Origin of the sequence: Caballeronia sp. TF1N1 (assembly GCF_022878925.1) — a bacterium.
Taxonomy (GTDB): domain Bacteria; phylum Pseudomonadota; class Gammaproteobacteria; order Burkholderiales; family Burkholderiaceae; genus Caballeronia.
On the sequence record NZ_CP084626.1, the window covers coordinates 322,038 to 338,186 of the forward strand.

Sequence of the window (16,149 nt, forward strand, 5' to 3'; positions counted from 1 at the left end):
GGCTTTTTTTTGTTCTGACGCGCGCTGCGCCAAATTGTGTCGAATTTGCTTTAGCCCATTGATTTCATGGACATCGAGCACGATGTTAGGAAGAGCCCTACAATAGCGGTTAGAAGCTTAATTGGAGAATTCGAATGAGCACTGTGAGCGACACCCCCACGACCGAGATGCCTTTGCCCTTCGTCTTCACCGACGCGGCCGCGGACAAGGTCAAGCAATTGATCGATGAAGAAGGCAATCCGGAACTGAAGCTGCGCGTGTTCGTGCAGGGCGGCGGATGCTCGGGCTTCCAGTATGGTTTTACGTTCGACGAAGCCGTCAACGAAGACGATACCGTGATGGACAAGGCGGGCGTGCAATTGCTCGTCGATTCGATGAGCTATCAATATCTCGTCGGCGCGGAGATCGACTATAAGGACGACCTCAACGGCGCGCAGTTCGTGATCAAGAATCCGAACGCCACGACCACTTGCGGTTGCGGATCGTCGTTCTCGGTCTGAGTTCGGTTTAGCGGTCGAATGAAAAACGGAGCCTTCGGGCTCCGTTTTCGTTTCAGGCTTTAGTGGGCTCAGTGCGGATAGATTGCGCCGAGCACGCGTTCGCCCGCTGCGCCCGTCACGGCTGCCAGATTGCCGGGCTTGCGCGCGACGCAGCGCATTGCGAGCCACGCGAAGGCAAAAGCCTCGACCTGTTGCGGCGGCACGCCGAGCGCGTCGGTCGTCATGACGGGAACGCCCGCCACGCCGCTTTCTTCCAGCGCCTGTTGAAGCATCCTGAGCAACACCGGATTACGCGCGCCGCCGCCGCAAACGTAGACCGCGCGGGCGTCGGATGCGTGACGTTCGATCTCGCGCGCCACCGAAGTCGCCGTCAGCGCGGCGAGCGTGGCTTGTACATCGGCGGGAGCGAGGCCCGTGAACGCCGCGCGTTTGGCGTCGAGCCATGCGGGATTGAACAAGTCGCGCCCGGTACTCTTGGGCGGTGCTTCCTGAAAGAACGGTTCATCGAGAAACGCGTTCAAGAGCGCCTGATTGACTTGACCCGATGCCGCGAATTGTCCGCCATCGTCATAGGGTCTTTGCAGATGACGAAGCGCCCATTCGTCGAGCAGCGCATTTGCCGGGCCGCAGTCGAAGCCGCGTACCGCGCCGCTCGCCGAGAGAATCGTGATGTTGCTGATACCGCCGAGATTGCAGACCACGCGCGTTTCGTTTTTCGCGCCGAAGAGCGTCGCGTGAAACGCCGGCACGAGCGGCGCGCCCTGGCCGCCGGCGGCGACATCGCGGCTGCGGAAATCTGCTATTACGTCGATGTTCGTCATTTCCGCCAGCAACGCGGGATTGTTGATCTGGCGCGTGTAACCCTTTTCCGGCCGATGCCGCACCGTCTGGCCATGCACGCCGATTGCGCGCACCTTTGTGGACGAATAGCCGCTCATGCTCTGCAATTCGTGGCAGCAAACGGCGTAGCGCGTGGCGAGCGCGTTGGCGGCGAGCGCCTCGCGTTCAAGCTCGTTGGCGCCGGGCGCTTGCAGTTCGAAAAGCGCGTCGCGCAAACCCTTCGAGAACGAGACGTGAGCCTCGCCAAGAACAACGGGCGTCTTGCCGGTCGCGAACTGCACCGCGACGCCATCGACGCCATCCATGCTCGTGCCGGACATCAAACCGAAGTACACGCCGTCCGCCGCGCCGCTTTCGATTACCTCGGTCTTTTTACCCACGCTGCTCTCCTTCGATTCGCTCGAGTCCGCTAAGCCGCGATTATCCGCGTAACTGGCCGAATCGTTAAGCGGCGTCAAAAGCCTCGTTCTGCAATTCGGGCGTGATTGCTGGCCGAAAGGGCGCGAAAGGGCACGTCATCGCGTAAAATCGTCGGCTCGAACCTGCAATTGCACTCATTTTCGCGAATGTCGCCGCGTTGTTCGGACGGCTTCGTCATCGGCGTTAGTGCCGCCCGCGACCGCTCATTTTGACCTCACAAGCCGCAAAGCATGACCACTGAATCCAACGCACCTGCCGCGCAAGCCTTTCCGATTACCGACGAAGTGCGCAACGCGCTCGCCATCGCCAAGCGCGGTTGCGACGAACTGCTGATCGAAGACGAATTCGCGCAGAAGCTCGCCAAAAGCGCGGCCACGGGCAAGCCGCTGCGCATCAAGCTCGGCCTCGATCCGACGGCGCCGGACATTCATATCGGCCATACGGTCGTGCTGAACAAGATGCGCCAGTTGCAGGACCTCGGGCATCAGGTCATTTTTCTGATCGGCGATTTCACTTCGCTGATCGGCGATCCCTCCGGCCGCAACGCCACCCGCCCGCCGCTCACACGCGAGCAGATCGAAAACAACGCAAAGACGTATTTCGAACAGGCCGCGCTCGTGCTCGACCGCGAGAAGACCGAGATTCGCTACAACAGCGAATGGTCGATGCCGCTCGGCGCCGACGGCATGATCAAGCTGGCATCGCGCTACACGGTCGCGCGCATTCTGGAACGCGAGGATTTCACCAAGCGCTTTCAGGGCGGCGTGCCCATTTCCATCCACGAGTTGCTTTACCCGCTGATGCAAGGCTACGACTCCGTCGCGCTGAACGCGGACCTCGAACTCGGCGGCACGGACCAAAAATTCAATCTGCTTGTCGGCCGCGAATTGCAAAAGCAATACGGTCAAGAGCAGCAATGTATTCTGACGATGCCGTTGCTCGAAGGTCTCGATGGCGTCGAGAAGATGTCGAAGTCGAAACACAATTACGTTGGCATCAGCGAGAAGCCGACGGAGATGTTCGGCAAGCTGATGAGCATCTCCGACGTGCTCATGTGGCGATATTTCGAACTGCTGTCTTTCCGCGGCATCGAGGAAATCGCGGGCTTCAAGAAGGAAGCGGAAGGCGGCCGCAATCCGCGCGACTTCAAGGTGTTGCTGGCGCAGGAGATCGTCACGCGCTTTCATTCGGCGCCGGATGCCGAGCGCGCGCTCGAAGACTTCAATCATCGCGCGAAGGGCGGCGTGCCGGACGATATCCCGAGCGTCACGCTCGCGGGTGCGCCGCTCGCGATCGGTCAGTTGCTCAAGCAGGCGAGACTCGCGCCATCGACGAGCGAAGCGCTGCGTAACATCGAGCAGAACGGCGTGAAGATCGATGGCGTGACCATCACCGACAAAGGCTTGAAGGTCGAGGCGGGCGAGTTCGTCGTGCAAGTCGGCAAGCGCCGTTTTGCGCGGATCACGTTGACCGCATGATTGCGCTCATCCAGCGTGTGGCGCGCGCCGACGTGCGCGTGGGCGAGCGTGTCACGGGCGCCATCGGCGCAGGCTTGCTCGCGCTGGTCTGCGCCGAGCGCGGCGACAACGAAGCAACCGCCGACAAGCTGCTGGCGAAGATGCTTGCGTATCGAGTCTTCAGCGACGCTGCCGGCAAGATGAATCTTTCCGTGCAGAACATGGATGGCGCGGGGCGCGCGGGCGGCGTCTTGTTGGTGTCGCAATTCACGCTTGCCGCCGATACGTCGAGCGGCTTGCGTCCGAGCTTCACGCCCGCCGCGCCGCCCGACGAAGGCAAGCGCCTCTTCGACCACTTCGTGCGCGAGGCGCGCAAGAAGCATCCGGTGGTCGAGACCGGCGAATTCGGTGCGGACATGCAGGTATCGCTCGTGAACGACGGGCCGGTCACATTCTGGCTGCAAGTGCGGCCGCAACCGGAAACGCCATGACCACTCAGGTCCTTTTCATTCGCCACGGCGAAACCGACTGGAATCGCATCAAGCGCATACAAGGGCATATCGACATTCCGCTCTCCGAGCACGGGCGTCTGCAGGCCGAGCAACTGGGCCGGCGCATGGCGCGCGAGGGCGGGCTCGATGCGGTCTATTCGAGTGACCTGCAACGCGCGCAGCAAACGGCGCGTCCTTTCGCGGATGCGCTCGGGCTCGAACTGTGTCTTTCGAAGGGACTGCGCGAGCGCTTGTACGGCGCGTTTCAAGGTCACGACAGCGACGAGATCAGCGAGAAGTTTCCTGCGGAGTTCGTCGAGTGGCAAACGCGGGACCCGGGTTTTACGCCGCCGGGTGGCGAATCACAGCGGGTGTTTTATCACCGTGTCGTGCATGCAATGGAGCCTATCCTAGCCGCGCATCCGGGCGGGCGCATTGCGTGCGTGGCGCATGGCGGCGTGCTGGACTGCATCTATCGGTTTGCTAAGCAGCTGTCGTTGCAGGACGCTCGCGACTGGCCGTTGTTGAATTGCAGCGTCAATGTCGTGGATTACGACGGGGATGCGGCGAGGGTGGTTTCGTGGGGCGACGTTTCGCATCTGGCGACAGATACGGACGACGATGGGTTGCGAAAGCAAGCCTAACCCTCACCCCTTCGCATCCCAAAGCTCCCGAATCGGCCCTGCATCGGGCGCAGCCAGCCCGAAGTGCCGATACGTCAGCAACGTCGCCACGCGCCCGCGCGGCGTGCGTTGCAAATACCCTTGCTGAATTAGATACGGCTCCAGCACGTCTTCGATGGTATCGCGCTCTTCGCCGATAGCCGCCGCGAGATTGTCCACGCCCACCGGGCCGCCATCGAACTTCTGCAGGATGGCTTCGAGCAGCTTGCGGTCCATCAGGTCGAAGCCGACGGGATCGACATCGAGCATCTTCAGCGCGGCATCCGCGACTTCGGCGGTAATGTTGCCGTCCGCTTTCACCTCGGCGAAATCGCGCACGCGGCGCAGCAGCCGGTTCGCGATACGCGGCGTGCCACGCGAACGCCGCGCAATCTCGAGCGCGCCCTCGGGCACGATCTCCGCCTTCAACAACGAAGCCGAACGCGACACAATACGCGCCAGTTCGCTCGCGTTATAAAACTCGAGCCGCGACACAATGCCGAAGCGGTCGCGCAGAGGATTGGTCAACATGCCCGCGCGCGTGGTCGCGCCGACGAGCGTGAACGGCTGCAGATCCAGTTTCACGCTACGCGCGGCCGGGCCTTCGCCGATCATGATGTCGATCTGATAATCCTCCAGCGCCGGATAAAGAATTTCCTCGACGACCGGCGAGAGCCGATGGATCTCGTCGATGAACAACACGTCATTCGCTTCGAGATTGGTGAGGAGGGCAGCGAGGTCGCCCGCGCGTTCCAGCACCGGCCCCGAGGTCTGTCGCAAATTAACGCCCATTTCCCGCGCGATGATGTGCGCGAGTGTCGTCTTGCCGAGACCCGGCGGCCCGAACAGCAGTACATGATCGAGCGCTTCCGAACGGCGCTTGGCCGCCTCGATGAAAATCTCGAGCTGGCCGCGCACCTTTTCCTGGCCGACGTATTCGTCGAGCTGGCGCGGTCGCAACGCGCGCTCGAAGGCTTCTTCGTTCGGCGAGACGGGCGTGGCCGCGATGATGCGCTCAGCGGCGAGTTTGTCGGTTTCGATCATCCGTCGATTGTACAGTGAGCTTTCCCGCGATGAACCTGGCCGAACGGCCTAATGGCGCAACACGCGAAACGCCCGCAGAATCAGCCTTTCGAGAGCGCCTTGAGCGCGAGCTTGATGCCCTCGGAGACGCCGGTTCCGGCAGGCACGTTCTTAATCGCGGTGAGCGCTTCTTTCTCGGAATAGCCGAGCGCAAGCAGGGCATTGAGGATGTCGGAGGCGTGATCGGACTGCGAAGCCGCGCTTGCCATCGCGCCGAGATCGGCGCCGAGCTTGCCCTTGAGTTCGAGCAGCAGACGCTCGGCCGTCTTCTTGCCGATGCCCGGCACGCGCGTGAGGCGCGCGGCGTCCTGCGTCGTCACCGTTTGCGAGAGCTCCTGCACGCTCATGCCGGAGAGCACGGCCAGCGCCATGCGCGCGCCGATGCCGCTGATCTTTAACAACTCGCGAAACGTCGAACGCTCCTGCGCGGTGAGAAATCCGTACAGCAGATGCGCGTCCTCACGCACGATCATCTGCGTGAGCAGGACGACCTTCTCGCCGGCATGCGGCAGGTTGTAGAAGGTGCTCATCGGCACGTCGATTTCGTAGCCGACGCCGCCACAATCGACGAGCAGATGCGGCGGATTTTTTTCCAGCAGAACGCCGGCAATGCGACCGATCATATGTGCAGTAAGTATCGAGGTTGATTAGCCGATGAGACGACCGCGCCTGACGCGCAAGCCTTTTTTCGCCAGCGACGGCGCGATGGTGCCGAGCGCCGCGAGGCCGGTGCCGCCATGCGCATGGCAGATCGCCATGCCGAGCGCATCCGCTGCGTCGGTGCTGGGTACGCCTGTCAGGCCGAGCAGACGCACGACCATCTGCTGCATTTGCTCCTTGGTCGCGCGGCCATAGCCGACCACGGCTTGCTTCAATTGCAGCGCGGTGTATTCGGCGACCGGCAGGCCGCTCGCCACCATGCCGCAGATGGCCGCGCCGCGCGCCTGGCCAAGCAGCAGCGTGGACTGCGGATTCACGTTCACGAAGACTTTTTCGATCGCCGCCTGATCTGGATTGTGCTGCCCGATGAGCGTGGAAATGCCCTCGAAGATGGTGTTCAGACGCGAAGGCAAGTCTGCGTCGGCTGTCTTGATCACGCCGCTCGTCACGTAGGTGAGCGAGTGCCCGGACTTGTCGATGATGCCGAAGCCGGTCACGCGCAAGCCCGGATCGATGCCTAGAATTCTCATGTTTGCGGAAATGCGCTCCGGCGTGGCAGTCGTTCGAAATGAAATTGGCCTGTTTGTGCCGCCAATTAGCAGGCAGCGCAAACAGGCCAATAATAAAGGATGCTGCAGCGATTAATGGCGGAAATGACGCGTGCCGGTGAGAATCATCGCAACATTGTGCTCGTCGGCAGCGGCGACCACTTCGTCGTCGCGCATGGAGCCGCCTGGCTGGATCACGCAGGTCGCGCCTGCATTGACCACGACGTCAAGCCCGTCGCGGAACGGGAAGAACGCGTCCGAAGCCACGGCCGAGCCGGTCAGCGTGAGACCCGCGTTCTGCGCTTTGATGCCCGCAATGCGCGCCGAATCCACGCGGCTCATCTGCCCCGCGCCGACGCCAAGCGTCATGCCGCCGCCGCAGAACACGATGGCGTTCGACTTCACGAACTTCGCCACGCGCCACGCAAACATGAGGTCGTCCATTTCCTTGGGCGTGGGGTGACGCTTCGTCACCACGCGCAGTTCATGCGGCTGCACGTTCTTCGAATCGAGCGATTGAACCAGCAGCCCGCCGCCCACGCGCTTCAGGTCGAACGCGTTATGACCGTCGCCGAGCGCGATCTGCAAGAGACGCACGTTCTGCTTGGCCGCGAACACCGCACGCGCGGCATCGCTGAACGAAGGCGCGATCAGCACTTCGACGAACTGCTTGGCTACGGCCTGCGCCGCCGCTTCGTCCACTTCGCGATTGAACGCGATGATGCCGCCGAACGCCGACGTAGGATCGGTCTTGAACGCCTTCGAGTAGGCTTCGTGCGCGTTTGCGCCGAGCGCCACGCCACACGGATTCGCATGCTTGATGATGACGCAGGCGGGCGCGTCGAAGGTCTTCACGCATTCCCATGCCGCGTCGGAATCGGCGATGTTGTTGTACGAGAGTTCCTTGCCCTGCAACTGCTCGTAGTTAGCGAGCGCGCCAGCGGGCACCGCGAGATCGCGATAGAACGCCGCGCTCTGATGCGGATTCTCGCCGTAACGCAGATCCTGCACCTTCTCGAAAGCGACGTTGAAGGTTGCCGGATACGTATTGCGAGTTGCGTGCTGAAGCTCTTCGGTCAGACTCGTCAGATAGTTCGTGATCGCACCGTCGTATTGCGCGGTATGCGCGAACACTTTGGTGGCGAGACGGAAGTTCGTCTTGTAGGCCACGCTGTTGTGATTCGCGCGCATTTCGTCGAGCACGGTGGCGTAATCGGCCGGATCGACGATCACGGTGACATCGCGATGATTCTTCGCCGCCGAGCGCAGCATGGTCGGCCCGCCGATATCGATGTTCTCGATGGCGTCTTCCAGCGAGCACTCTTCCTTCGCCACGGTCTGCACGAACGGATACAGATTCACCACCAGCAGATCGATGGTCGGAATGTCGTGCTTCTCCAGCGCCGCCATATGCTCCGGCAGATCGCGGCGCGCGAGAATGCCGCCGTGAACCTTGGGATGCAGCGTCTTCACGCGCCCATCGAGCATTTCCGGAAAGCCGGTGTAGTCGGCGACCTCCGTGACGGGCAAGCCCGCGTCGGCCAGCAGTTTCGCCGTGCCGCCGGTCGAGAGTAGCTTGACGCCAAGCTCCGCCAGCGATTTGGCGAAGTCGATGATGCCGGATTTGTCGGAAACGGAAATGAGCGCTTGCTTGATCATGGTGAACACTGAAACCAAAAAGGATAGCCAGGCCAGACCAGGGCGGACGCCCCGGTCCGATGAATCAAATCAATCCGTGCTGCTGAAGCTTCTTGCGTAAGGTGTTGCGGTTGATGCCGAGATACTCGGCCGCAAGCGACTGGTTGCCGCCTGCCTGCTCGAGCACCACTTCGAGCAGCGGTTTTTCCACGCACGAAATCACCATGTCGTAGACGTCGTGCGGGTTGGAGCCGTCCAGATCCTGAAAATAATTGTCCAGGCTCTGGCGGACGCATTGTTCGATGTTATGTCTGCTCATGCGGCTTTTTGTCGGTCTATGTCGTGATGCCCGCCGCACGATTCTTCGGCAGCCGCGTCGCAGTCGTCGCCGCTCTCGTCGACATAGACCAGACGGTCGGACAACGCTTTTTGCGCGTCGAAGAATTCGTTGACCGCGAGCAATTGTTCTTTGGTCGTGTCCAGCGTATTCATCCGGTGCCGGAAGGTGTTGGCGCCGGAAAGGCCGCGAGTGTACCAGCCGATGTGCTTGCGCGCAGTCCGTACGCCCGTGAATTCCCCGTAGAAAGCGTAGTGATCTTCGAGGTGCTCGTTCATCACCTGCTGGATCTCTTCGATGAGCGGCGGCGGCAGCCGTTCGCCCGTCGTCAGAAAATGTTCGATCTCGCGAAAGAGCCACGGTCGACCCTGCGCCGCGCGGCCAATCATGATCGCGTCCGCGCCTGTCACCGTCAGCACGTGCCGCGCCTTCTCGGGCGTCGTGATGTCGCCGTTCGCGACCACCGGAATCTTCACCGCGTTCTTGACGGCCGCGATGGTCTCGTATTCGGCGTCGCCCTTATAGAGGTCCGCGCGCGTGCGGCCATGCACGGTGAGCATGGAGATGCCGGCATCTTCCGCGATCCGCGCGATATTTAGCGCGTTCTTGTTCTCGCGATTCCACCCCGTGCGAATCTTGAGCGTGACGGGCACGGCATCCGGCCCTACGCCGACGGCCTGAACCACCGTCTCGACGATACGCGCCACGAGTTCTTCGTTCTGCAGGAGCGCGGAACCCGCCGCGACGTTGCAAACCTTCTTGGCGGGACATCCCATGTTGATGTCGATGACCTGCGCGCCGTTCGCGACGTTGTGGCGCGCGGCTTCGGCCAGCATCCGCGGGTCGGCGCCCGCGATCTGAACGGAGATCGGCTCGACTTCGCCCGCGTGGTTGGCGCGCCGCATGGTCTTTTCGCTCTTCCACAACTGCGCGTTCGAAGCGACCATCTCCGACACCGCGTAGCCCGCGCCCATGCGCTTGCAGAGCTGACGGAACGGACGGTCGGTGACGCCTGCCATCGGGGCGACGAACAGGTTGTTGCGCAGAACGTGTGAACCAATGCTTGGCATGAAGGCTTGGGCGTGGCGCCGACGACATAAAGCAAGGCGCCATGAAAAGCGCCGCGCTGCGTCGAGCGTTTGCTAGTGCTGAAGGGAAACGCGTATTTTAACGCGAAGCGGGTGCTGAAATTAAGAGCAATCGCGCGCAAGTCTTTAAATCTTCTATGAAAGCGGACGAGCTCATAGAGGATAAGTCGGGCTTTGTGCTGACGAATGAGGCGGCGTCGCGTCGTGCGACGGGCCGCCGAATACAGATAGAAAGCGGATCAGCGTCTTTGCCCGAACATCATCTGACGGGCGAGCGCCGTCTTCAATGGCGGCAGGAACTCGAGCGCCGTCAAAGCAAGCCCGCGCATCGCGGCAAGCGGAGCGAAGTCCACCGTGAAGATGCGCGCGAGCGTATCGGTGGCGCCGATCGTCAGACGCCGGTCGAGCGCGCGGCGTTGAGCGAAGCGCAGAAGCGCAAGCGGACGCGCGCCATCGGCGGACAAGGCATCCGACAGCGCGCGTGCATCGCGCAAGCCCAAGTTCAGTCCTTGACCCGCGACCGGGTGCAAGGTCTGCGCCGCGTTGCCGATTGCGACCGTGCGGCGATCCACCAGCGCGTGGAGCGCGGTGAGCCCGAGCGGAAACGCCGCCCGCGACGCGATGCGCGTGAAGCGGCCCATGCGCGTACCGAAGGCATCGCCGAGTTCGGCGAGAAACGCCGAGTCGTCGAGCTGCATGCGCCGCGCGGCTTCGTCGGGCGAACCGCACCAGACGAGCGAATAGTCCGCGTGACGCGCGCCGCCGCAGGGCAGCAACGCAATCGGACCTTCGCGCGTGAAGCGCTCCCATGCCACGTTCGCCTGAGGCTCCGATACGCTCACCGTACCGACGATCGCCGTTTGCCCATAATCGCGCGCGTGCCGTTCGTTCGAGACGGCGCTCTCGCCCGAAGTCTGCTGATACAGCCCGCCTTCCGCGTTCACCAGCACGCGCACGCGGATCGTGCGTTCGCCCGCCGAAGACTTGAGCGGCAAGGTGACGCCCTCGTTGTCCTGCAGCGGCGGCAGCGCGGAGGTCTCCGTGAGCCAGTCCACGTTCGTTGCGCGCACCCCGCTGGCAAGCGCACTGACGAGCGAACCGTAGCGCACCACGTAGCCCAGCTCGGGCAACTCGTGTTCGTCGTGCTCGATCAGCGTGCGGCCGAAGTGCCCGCGCTGCGACACGTGGATGCGGCGGATCGGCGTGGCATCGGCGGGAAAGCCGAGCGGCTGAAGCATCACGCGGCTGCCATGCGAGAGCGCGAGCGAACGCGGATCGCTCGCGGCGGCTTCAGGCGTGCGTGCGTCGATCAACGCGATCGACAAGCGTTGCGTGGCGCTGCGCCGCGCAAGCCAGCCCGCGAGCGCGAGCCCGACCGGCCCCGCGCCGACAATGGCGATGTCATGGTCGAAATGCCCTTCGTCGTGCACGGGCCTGGTCGTGTCGTTCATATCAGTCTTGGTTCGATTCGCGCATCAGCGCTTCGATTTCGTCGGCATCGACGGGCACTTCGCGGGTGAGTAGCTCGCAGCCATCGGGCGTGACGATGGCGTCGTCCTCGATACGAATGCCGATGTTCCAGTAGCGCTCGGGCACGTCTTCGGCGGCGCGCACGTAAAGGCCTGGTTCGATGGTGAGCGCGTTGCCCGCGGCGAGCGTGCGCCACTCGCGCGCGCCCTGCGCATCGCGCGGGCCGTCGGCGTTGCGATAGTCGCCCGCGTCATGCACGTCCATGCCGAGCCAGTGCCCCGTGCGATGCATGTAGAAGCGCGCGAAGGCGCGTTCGCCGATCACGTCATCGACATTGCCGAACTTCGCTTTATCGAGGATGCCGGTATCGAGCAAACCTTGCGACAGCACTTTCACCGCGGCCTGATGCGGCGCGTCGAAACTGACGCCGGCGCGGGTCGCTTCGATGGCGGCGCTTTGCGCGGCCAGCACGATGTCGTAAAGCTCGCGCTGCGGCGGCGTGAACAGACCGCTTGCCGGGAAAGTGCGTGTGATGTCGGAGGCGTAGCCGTCGAGTTCGCAGGCGGCGTCGATGAGGATCAGGTCGCCATCCCGCGCGATGGCATTGCCCGCCGGATAGTGCAGCACGCAGGCATTCGCCCCCGCCGCGACGATGGAACCGTAAGCGGGCGCCTGCGCGCCGCGTCGGCGGAACGTATAGAGCAGTTCGGCTTCGATCTCGTATTCGTGCATGCCGGGACGACACGCACGCATGGCGCGCCGATGCGCTTCGGCTGAAATCGACCCGGCGCGTCGCATGATCGCGATTTCGTGCGCGTCTTTCACGAGCCGCATCTCGTCGAGCAGCGGCAGGAGATTGCGTGCCTCTTCCGGCGCGCGAACACCGCTGCGGCCTTGCGCGCGCACGGCGGCGAGCCAGCCGCGCACTTGCGCGTCCACTTCCGCCGATGCCCCGAGCGCGTAGTACAACGCGGGTCTGTCCGCGATGAGACGCGGCATCTCCTCGTCGAGCGAATCGATGGCGAAGGTGGCATCGAAACCGAAGGCATCGCGCGCGGCTTCGGGGCCAAACCGAAAGCCTTCCCAGGTTTCGCGCTCGGCGTTCTTTTCGCGGCAAAAGAGGATGGATGCAGGCTCGCCGTCTTGCGCGCTCGCGTTCAGCACGAGCGTTGCCTCGGGCTCGGTGAAGCCTGTCAGATAGTAGAAATAGCTGTCGTGGCGAAAGGGGTAGTCGGCGTCGCGGTTACGCAAGACTTCCGGCGCGGTAGCCACGACGGCGATGCCCCCGCCTTGGGCGCGCATCGCGGCGAGCACGCGTTCGCGGCGGCCGCGATAGACGTCGACGGCGATGGGGCTGGCGAGTTCGGTGAGTGAGTTCATTCGCCGATTGTAGCGCCGGGTTTCGATGCAGGGGGACTCGGCCATTCGGCCTGGTGGTTAGTGCGGTGAGTACGGTGAGGGTAGGGCGGAATTTGCGGTCGAGTGGAGCGCGCGGGGCGTATGTGCTTGCATCGCGGGCGAATCGGCGCGCGGAATGTCGATTTGCGGCGATGCGTAGGGTCTCAGGCCCGATGGATCTACGCAGCATTACGGATTGATTCGTCGCATGTCTTCGACTTCCGTGATGCATGCTGTCGGCAGTCGAGTCACCGAAGCGAAGCGGCGAACGCCGCACTACGACGTGTCGCCTACTCGCAACCAAGCTGCTTACTCTTCGCTCGCTCGATTCCGCACGCTGCCCGCGATCAGATCGAAGCGGAACAAACGGCATTCGAGCGCGCCATTGAAGAGCGGCGTCTTGGTCGATTCGCGCAACCGCAACATGCCCGGCAGCTTGCGGTCCGAAGTCAGCACGTAAGCGCGCCAGCCCGGGAAGCGTTGCTTGAGCGCGTTGCCCAAGGAAATGAAGAATTCGGTATCGGCGGGATCGGGTTGAGCGCGCGCGAAGGCTTCTTCGTCGTCACGATCGTCGCGACGCGAACGCGGCGTGTCGCGAATCTCGCCGCGTGGGCCGCGTCCACGCACTTCGATCCGCTCGCCATACGGCGGATTCGCCACGAGAATGCCGGGCGCTTCCGTGGGCGGCATCATGTTGCGGGCATCGACCTGTTTGAGCTGCAGGTTCGATACACCGGCGCGGCTCAGATTGGCGCGCGCCTTTTCCAGCATGTCGCCGGAGATGTCGCTGCCGAAGATGTTCAACTCCGAGCGCGCCGAGCGCGCGGCGCGCTTCGCTTCGCCAGCGGCCGACTTGAGCTTCTGCCACATGCCCGGATGAAACGGCTTGAGCTTCTCGAAGCCAAAGCGCCGTTCACTACCCGGCGCGATATCGAGCGCGGTCTGCGCGGCTTCGGCGAGGAAGGTGCCGCTGCCGCACATCGGATCGAAGAGCGGCGTGCCGGGCGTCCATCCCGTGAGACGCAGGATGCCGGCTGCAAGATTTTCGCGCAGGGGCGCCGCGCCCTTGTCCAGACGCCAGCCGCGCTTGAAGAGCGGCTCGCCGGAGGTATCGAGATAGAGCGTGCATTCGTTCACCGTGAGGAACGCGAACACGCGCACGTCCGGCTGCGCGGTGTCGATGCTCGGGCGCGCGCCGGCAACATCGCGCAGGCGGTCGCAGACGGCGTCCTTTACACGCAGCGTCGTGAATTCGAGGCTCTTCACCGGCGACTTGATGGCGGTGAGATCGACGCGCATTGTCTGGCTCGGCGTGAACCATTGCTCCCAGCGCTGCTGGTGCGTGAGTTCGTAGATATCGTGTTCGTTGCGATACGGGCCCTGCGCGATCTTCAAGAGCACGCGGCTCGCAATACGCGAATGCAGATTCGCCGCCATGCCCGCGACCCAGCCGCCCCGGAAGTGCACGCCACCGGGAACCTGTGCGCCGACGGCAAGCGTTCCGCCGCCGGATAACGGCGCGCTTGCGACATGGCGCTCCCCGATCTCGGCGAGCTCGGCGGCAAGCGGCGCTTCGAGACCGCGCGGGCAGGGGACAAACCAGTCGAAGAGGGGGGAGGACATGAGGCGGATTCTGGATGGCGTAAAGGCGGTATTGTACGCGGGGCCATCCGAAGGTCGCGCACCGTTGGTGGGCGTGAACCCGTAAAGCCGGCTGCGCCAGCGTTCTTCGATTGAAGCTGGCGCGTTTATCGCTGTCGTCGCGGCGGCTTCATGCGATCAATCCACCGCCTTCATCATATCCTCCACCACCTTCTTCGCGTCCCCGAAAACCATCATCGTCTTGTCCATATAGAACAGTTCGTTATCGAGCCCGGCGTAGCCCGCCGCCATTGACCGCTTGTTCACGATGATCGTGCGCGCCTTGTACGCTTCAAGAATCGGCATGCCCGCAATCGCCGATTTCGGGTCGGTCTTCGCCGCAGGATTCACCACGTCGTTGGCGCCGAGCACGAGCACCACATCCACCTGCCCGAACTCGCTGTTGATGTCGTCCATCTCCTGCACCATTTCGTAGGGCACTTCCGCTTCGGCGAGCAGTACGTTCATGTGCCCCGGCATGCGCCCGGCGACCGGATGAATCGCATAGCGCACGTCGATGCCTTTCTCCACGAGCTTGTCCGTCAATTCCTTCAGCGCATGCTGCGCGCGCGCCACCGCAAGCCCGTAACCCGGCACGATCACCACGCTTTCCGCATTGCCGAGCATGAAGGCCGCGTCATCGGCGGAACCGGATTTCACCGGGCGCTGTTCCTGCGCGCCGCCCACCGCCGGGCCGCCCGCTTCGCCGCCGAAGCCGCCGAGAATCACGTTGAAGAAGGAGCGGTTCATCGCCCGGCACATGATGTAGGACAGAATCGCGCCCGACGATCCCACCAGCGAACCCGCGATGATCAGCATCGGATTGTTGAGCGAGAAACCAATGCCCGCCGCCGCCCAGCCCGAATACGAATTGAGCATGGACACGACCACCGGCATATCCGCGCCGCCAATCGGAATGATGATGAGCACGCCCAGCGCGAACGCGATCAACGTCATCACGATGAACGGCAACCATGATTGCGTCAGCATGAAGATCACGCCGAAGCCGATCATCGCCACGGCAAGGAGCAAGTTGATGAGATGCTGTCCCGAATACGTGACGGGCGCGCCCTGAAAGAGCCGGAACTTGTACTTGCCCGACAGCTTGCCGAACGCGATCACCGAACCTGAAAACGTGATCGCCCCGACGAACGTGCCGATGAACAACTCGACGCGATTGCCATACGGCATGTAATAGCCCGGCGGCGCAAGGCCGAACGCCGAAGGTTCGGACACCACCGCATACGCAATGCAGACCGCCGCGAGCCCGATCAGCGAGTGCATCGCGGCGACGAGTTCGGGCATCTTCGTCATCTCGACTTTCGCCGCGATATAGGCGCCCGCCGCGCCGCCGATCAGAAGCGCCGCGAACAAGAGCGTGAGTCCGAGCGAGAGATTGGAACCGAGATAGGAAGCCTGCTTCGCAATGAGCGCGAGCGTGGTGACGATGGCAATCGCCATCCCCGCCATGCCGAACGTATTGCCGATGCGCGCGGTCTTCGGATTGGACAAGCCCTTCAGCGCCTGAATGAAGCATACCGAAGCGACGAGATAAAGAAGAGTGACGACGTTCATGCTCATTTACGCGCCCTCTTTCTTGATGAGTTTTCTCGGCTCTTTGCGCTTGAACATTTCAAGCATTCGCCGGGTCACGAGAAAGCCGCCGAACACGTTCACCGCCGCAAGCAGCACCGCGAGCGTGCCGAAGAACTTGCCAGCGCCGCCGATTGTCAGACCGACCGCAAGCATCGCGCCAACGATGACGATTGCCGAGATTGCATTCGTCACCGCCATCAAGGGTGTGTGCAGCGCGGGCGTGACGTTCCAGACCACGTGGTAGCCGACGTAAATCGCCAGCACGAAGATGATGAGATTGATCACCGTGTGATTGATGACGTCCATGTTGATCTCCGTGT

16 protein-coding genes are annotated in these 16,149 nt (G+C 62.8%); 4 read left to right on the forward strand and 12 right to left on the reverse strand.

Annotated features, from left to right (window positions below; genetic code table 11):
- Positions 1-134 precede the first annotated feature (134 nt).
- A complete protein-coding gene (erpA, locus tag LDZ28_RS01555; RefSeq protein WP_244826990.1) occupies positions 135-500 on the forward strand; it encodes an iron-sulfur cluster insertion protein ErpA in 366 nt (121 codons plus the stop codon).
- A 68-nt stretch (positions 501-568) separates the two neighbouring features.
- Here the strand turns inward: erpA and LDZ28_RS01560 are convergent, their stop codons facing one another.
- The gene (locus LDZ28_RS01560) at positions 569-1,660 is read right to left on the reverse strand and encodes an anhydro-N-acetylmuramic acid kinase (RefSeq protein WP_244827957.1); all 1,092 of its coding nucleotides are present in this window, start codon (positions 1,658-1,660) and stop codon (positions 569-571) included.
- A gap of 330 nt (positions 1,661-1,990) precedes the next feature.
- Here LDZ28_RS01560 and tyrS point away from each other — a divergent pair, with 330 nt between their 5' ends.
- From tyrS to LDZ28_RS01575, 3 genes are read left to right on the forward strand one after another with little or no spacing between them, the layout of a single operon-like run.
- Entirely contained in the window at positions 1,991-3,238 is a 1,248-nt protein-coding gene (gene tyrS, locus LDZ28_RS01565) for a tyrosine--tRNA ligase (protein WP_244826991.1), read from the forward strand.
- Entirely contained in the window at positions 3,235-3,708 is a 474-nt protein-coding gene (gene dtd, locus LDZ28_RS01570) for a D-aminoacyl-tRNA deacylase (protein ID WP_244826992.1), read from the forward strand. Before tyrS ends, dtd begins: the two co-directional genes overlap by 4 nt.
- Positions 3,705-4,352 carry a histidine phosphatase family protein gene (locus LDZ28_RS01575; RefSeq protein ID WP_244826993.1) on the forward strand — a complete coding sequence of 216 codons (648 nt, stop codon included), beginning with the start codon at positions 3,705-3,707 and terminating at the stop codon, positions 4,350-4,352. Before dtd ends, LDZ28_RS01575 begins: the two co-directional genes overlap by 4 nt.
- Before the next feature lie 3 nt (positions 4,353-4,355).
- Here the strand turns inward: LDZ28_RS01575 and ruvB are convergent, their stop codons facing one another.
- From ruvB to LDZ28_RS01630, 11 genes are all read right to left on the reverse strand, one after another.
- A complete protein-coding gene (gene ruvB / locus LDZ28_RS01580) occupies positions 4,356-5,414 on the reverse strand; it encodes a Holliday junction branch migration DNA helicase RuvB (protein WP_244826994.1) in 1,059 nt (352 codons plus the stop codon).
- A gap of 80 nt (positions 5,415-5,494) precedes the next feature.
- Positions 5,495-6,076: a Holliday junction branch migration protein RuvA gene (ruvA, locus tag LDZ28_RS01585; protein WP_244826995.1), complete on the reverse strand. Its 582-nt coding sequence runs from the start codon at positions 6,074-6,076 to the stop codon at positions 5,495-5,497.
- Positions 6,077-6,100: 24 nt separating this feature from the next.
- Complete coding sequence (gene ruvC, locus LDZ28_RS01590; RefSeq protein WP_244826996.1) at positions 6,101-6,643, reverse strand: crossover junction endodeoxyribonuclease RuvC; 543 nt, start codon at positions 6,641-6,643, stop codon at positions 6,101-6,103.
- A gap of 111 nt (positions 6,644-6,754) precedes the next feature.
- Positions 6,755-8,320 carry a bifunctional phosphoribosylaminoimidazolecarboxamide formyltransferase/IMP cyclohydrolase gene (purH, locus tag LDZ28_RS01595; RefSeq protein ID WP_244826997.1) on the reverse strand — a complete coding sequence of 522 codons (1,566 nt, stop codon included), beginning with the start codon at positions 8,318-8,320 and terminating at the stop codon, positions 6,755-6,757.
- 64 nt (positions 8,321-8,384) lie between these two features.
- Entirely contained in the window at positions 8,385-8,618 is a 234-nt protein-coding gene (locus LDZ28_RS01600; protein WP_040052966.1) for a Fis family transcriptional regulator, read from the reverse strand.
- A complete protein-coding gene (gene dusB, locus LDZ28_RS01605; protein WP_244826998.1) occupies positions 8,615-9,706 on the reverse strand; it encodes a tRNA dihydrouridine synthase DusB in 1,092 nt (363 codons plus the stop codon). Before dusB ends, LDZ28_RS01600 begins: the two co-directional genes overlap by 4 nt.
- A 257-nt stretch (positions 9,707-9,963) precedes the next feature.
- Complete coding sequence (locus LDZ28_RS01610; RefSeq protein ID WP_244826999.1) at positions 9,964-11,175, reverse strand: UbiH/UbiF/VisC/COQ6 family ubiquinone biosynthesis hydroxylase; 1,212 nt, start codon at positions 11,173-11,175, stop codon at positions 9,964-9,966.
- Position 11,176: 1 nt separating this feature from the next.
- Positions 11,177-12,574: an aminopeptidase P N-terminal domain-containing protein gene (locus tag LDZ28_RS01615; RefSeq protein ID WP_244827000.1), complete on the reverse strand. Its 1,398-nt coding sequence runs from the start codon at positions 12,572-12,574 to the stop codon at positions 11,177-11,179.
- 327 nt (positions 12,575-12,901) lie between these two features.
- Entirely contained in the window at positions 12,902-14,215 is a 1,314-nt protein-coding gene (locus LDZ28_RS01620; RefSeq protein WP_244827001.1) for a class I SAM-dependent RNA methyltransferase, read from the reverse strand.
- 156 nt (positions 14,216-14,371) lie between these two features.
- Complete coding sequence (locus LDZ28_RS01625) at positions 14,372-15,814, reverse strand: NAD(P)(+) transhydrogenase (Re/Si-specific) subunit beta (protein ID WP_244827002.1); 1,443 nt, start codon at positions 15,812-15,814, stop codon at positions 14,372-14,374.
- On the reverse strand, positions 15,815-16,135 hold the full coding sequence (locus LDZ28_RS01630; protein ID WP_244827003.1) for an NAD(P) transhydrogenase subunit alpha: 321 nt from the start codon (positions 16,133-16,135) through the stop codon (positions 15,815-15,817).
- Between the last annotated feature and the right edge of the window lie 14 nt (positions 16,136-16,149).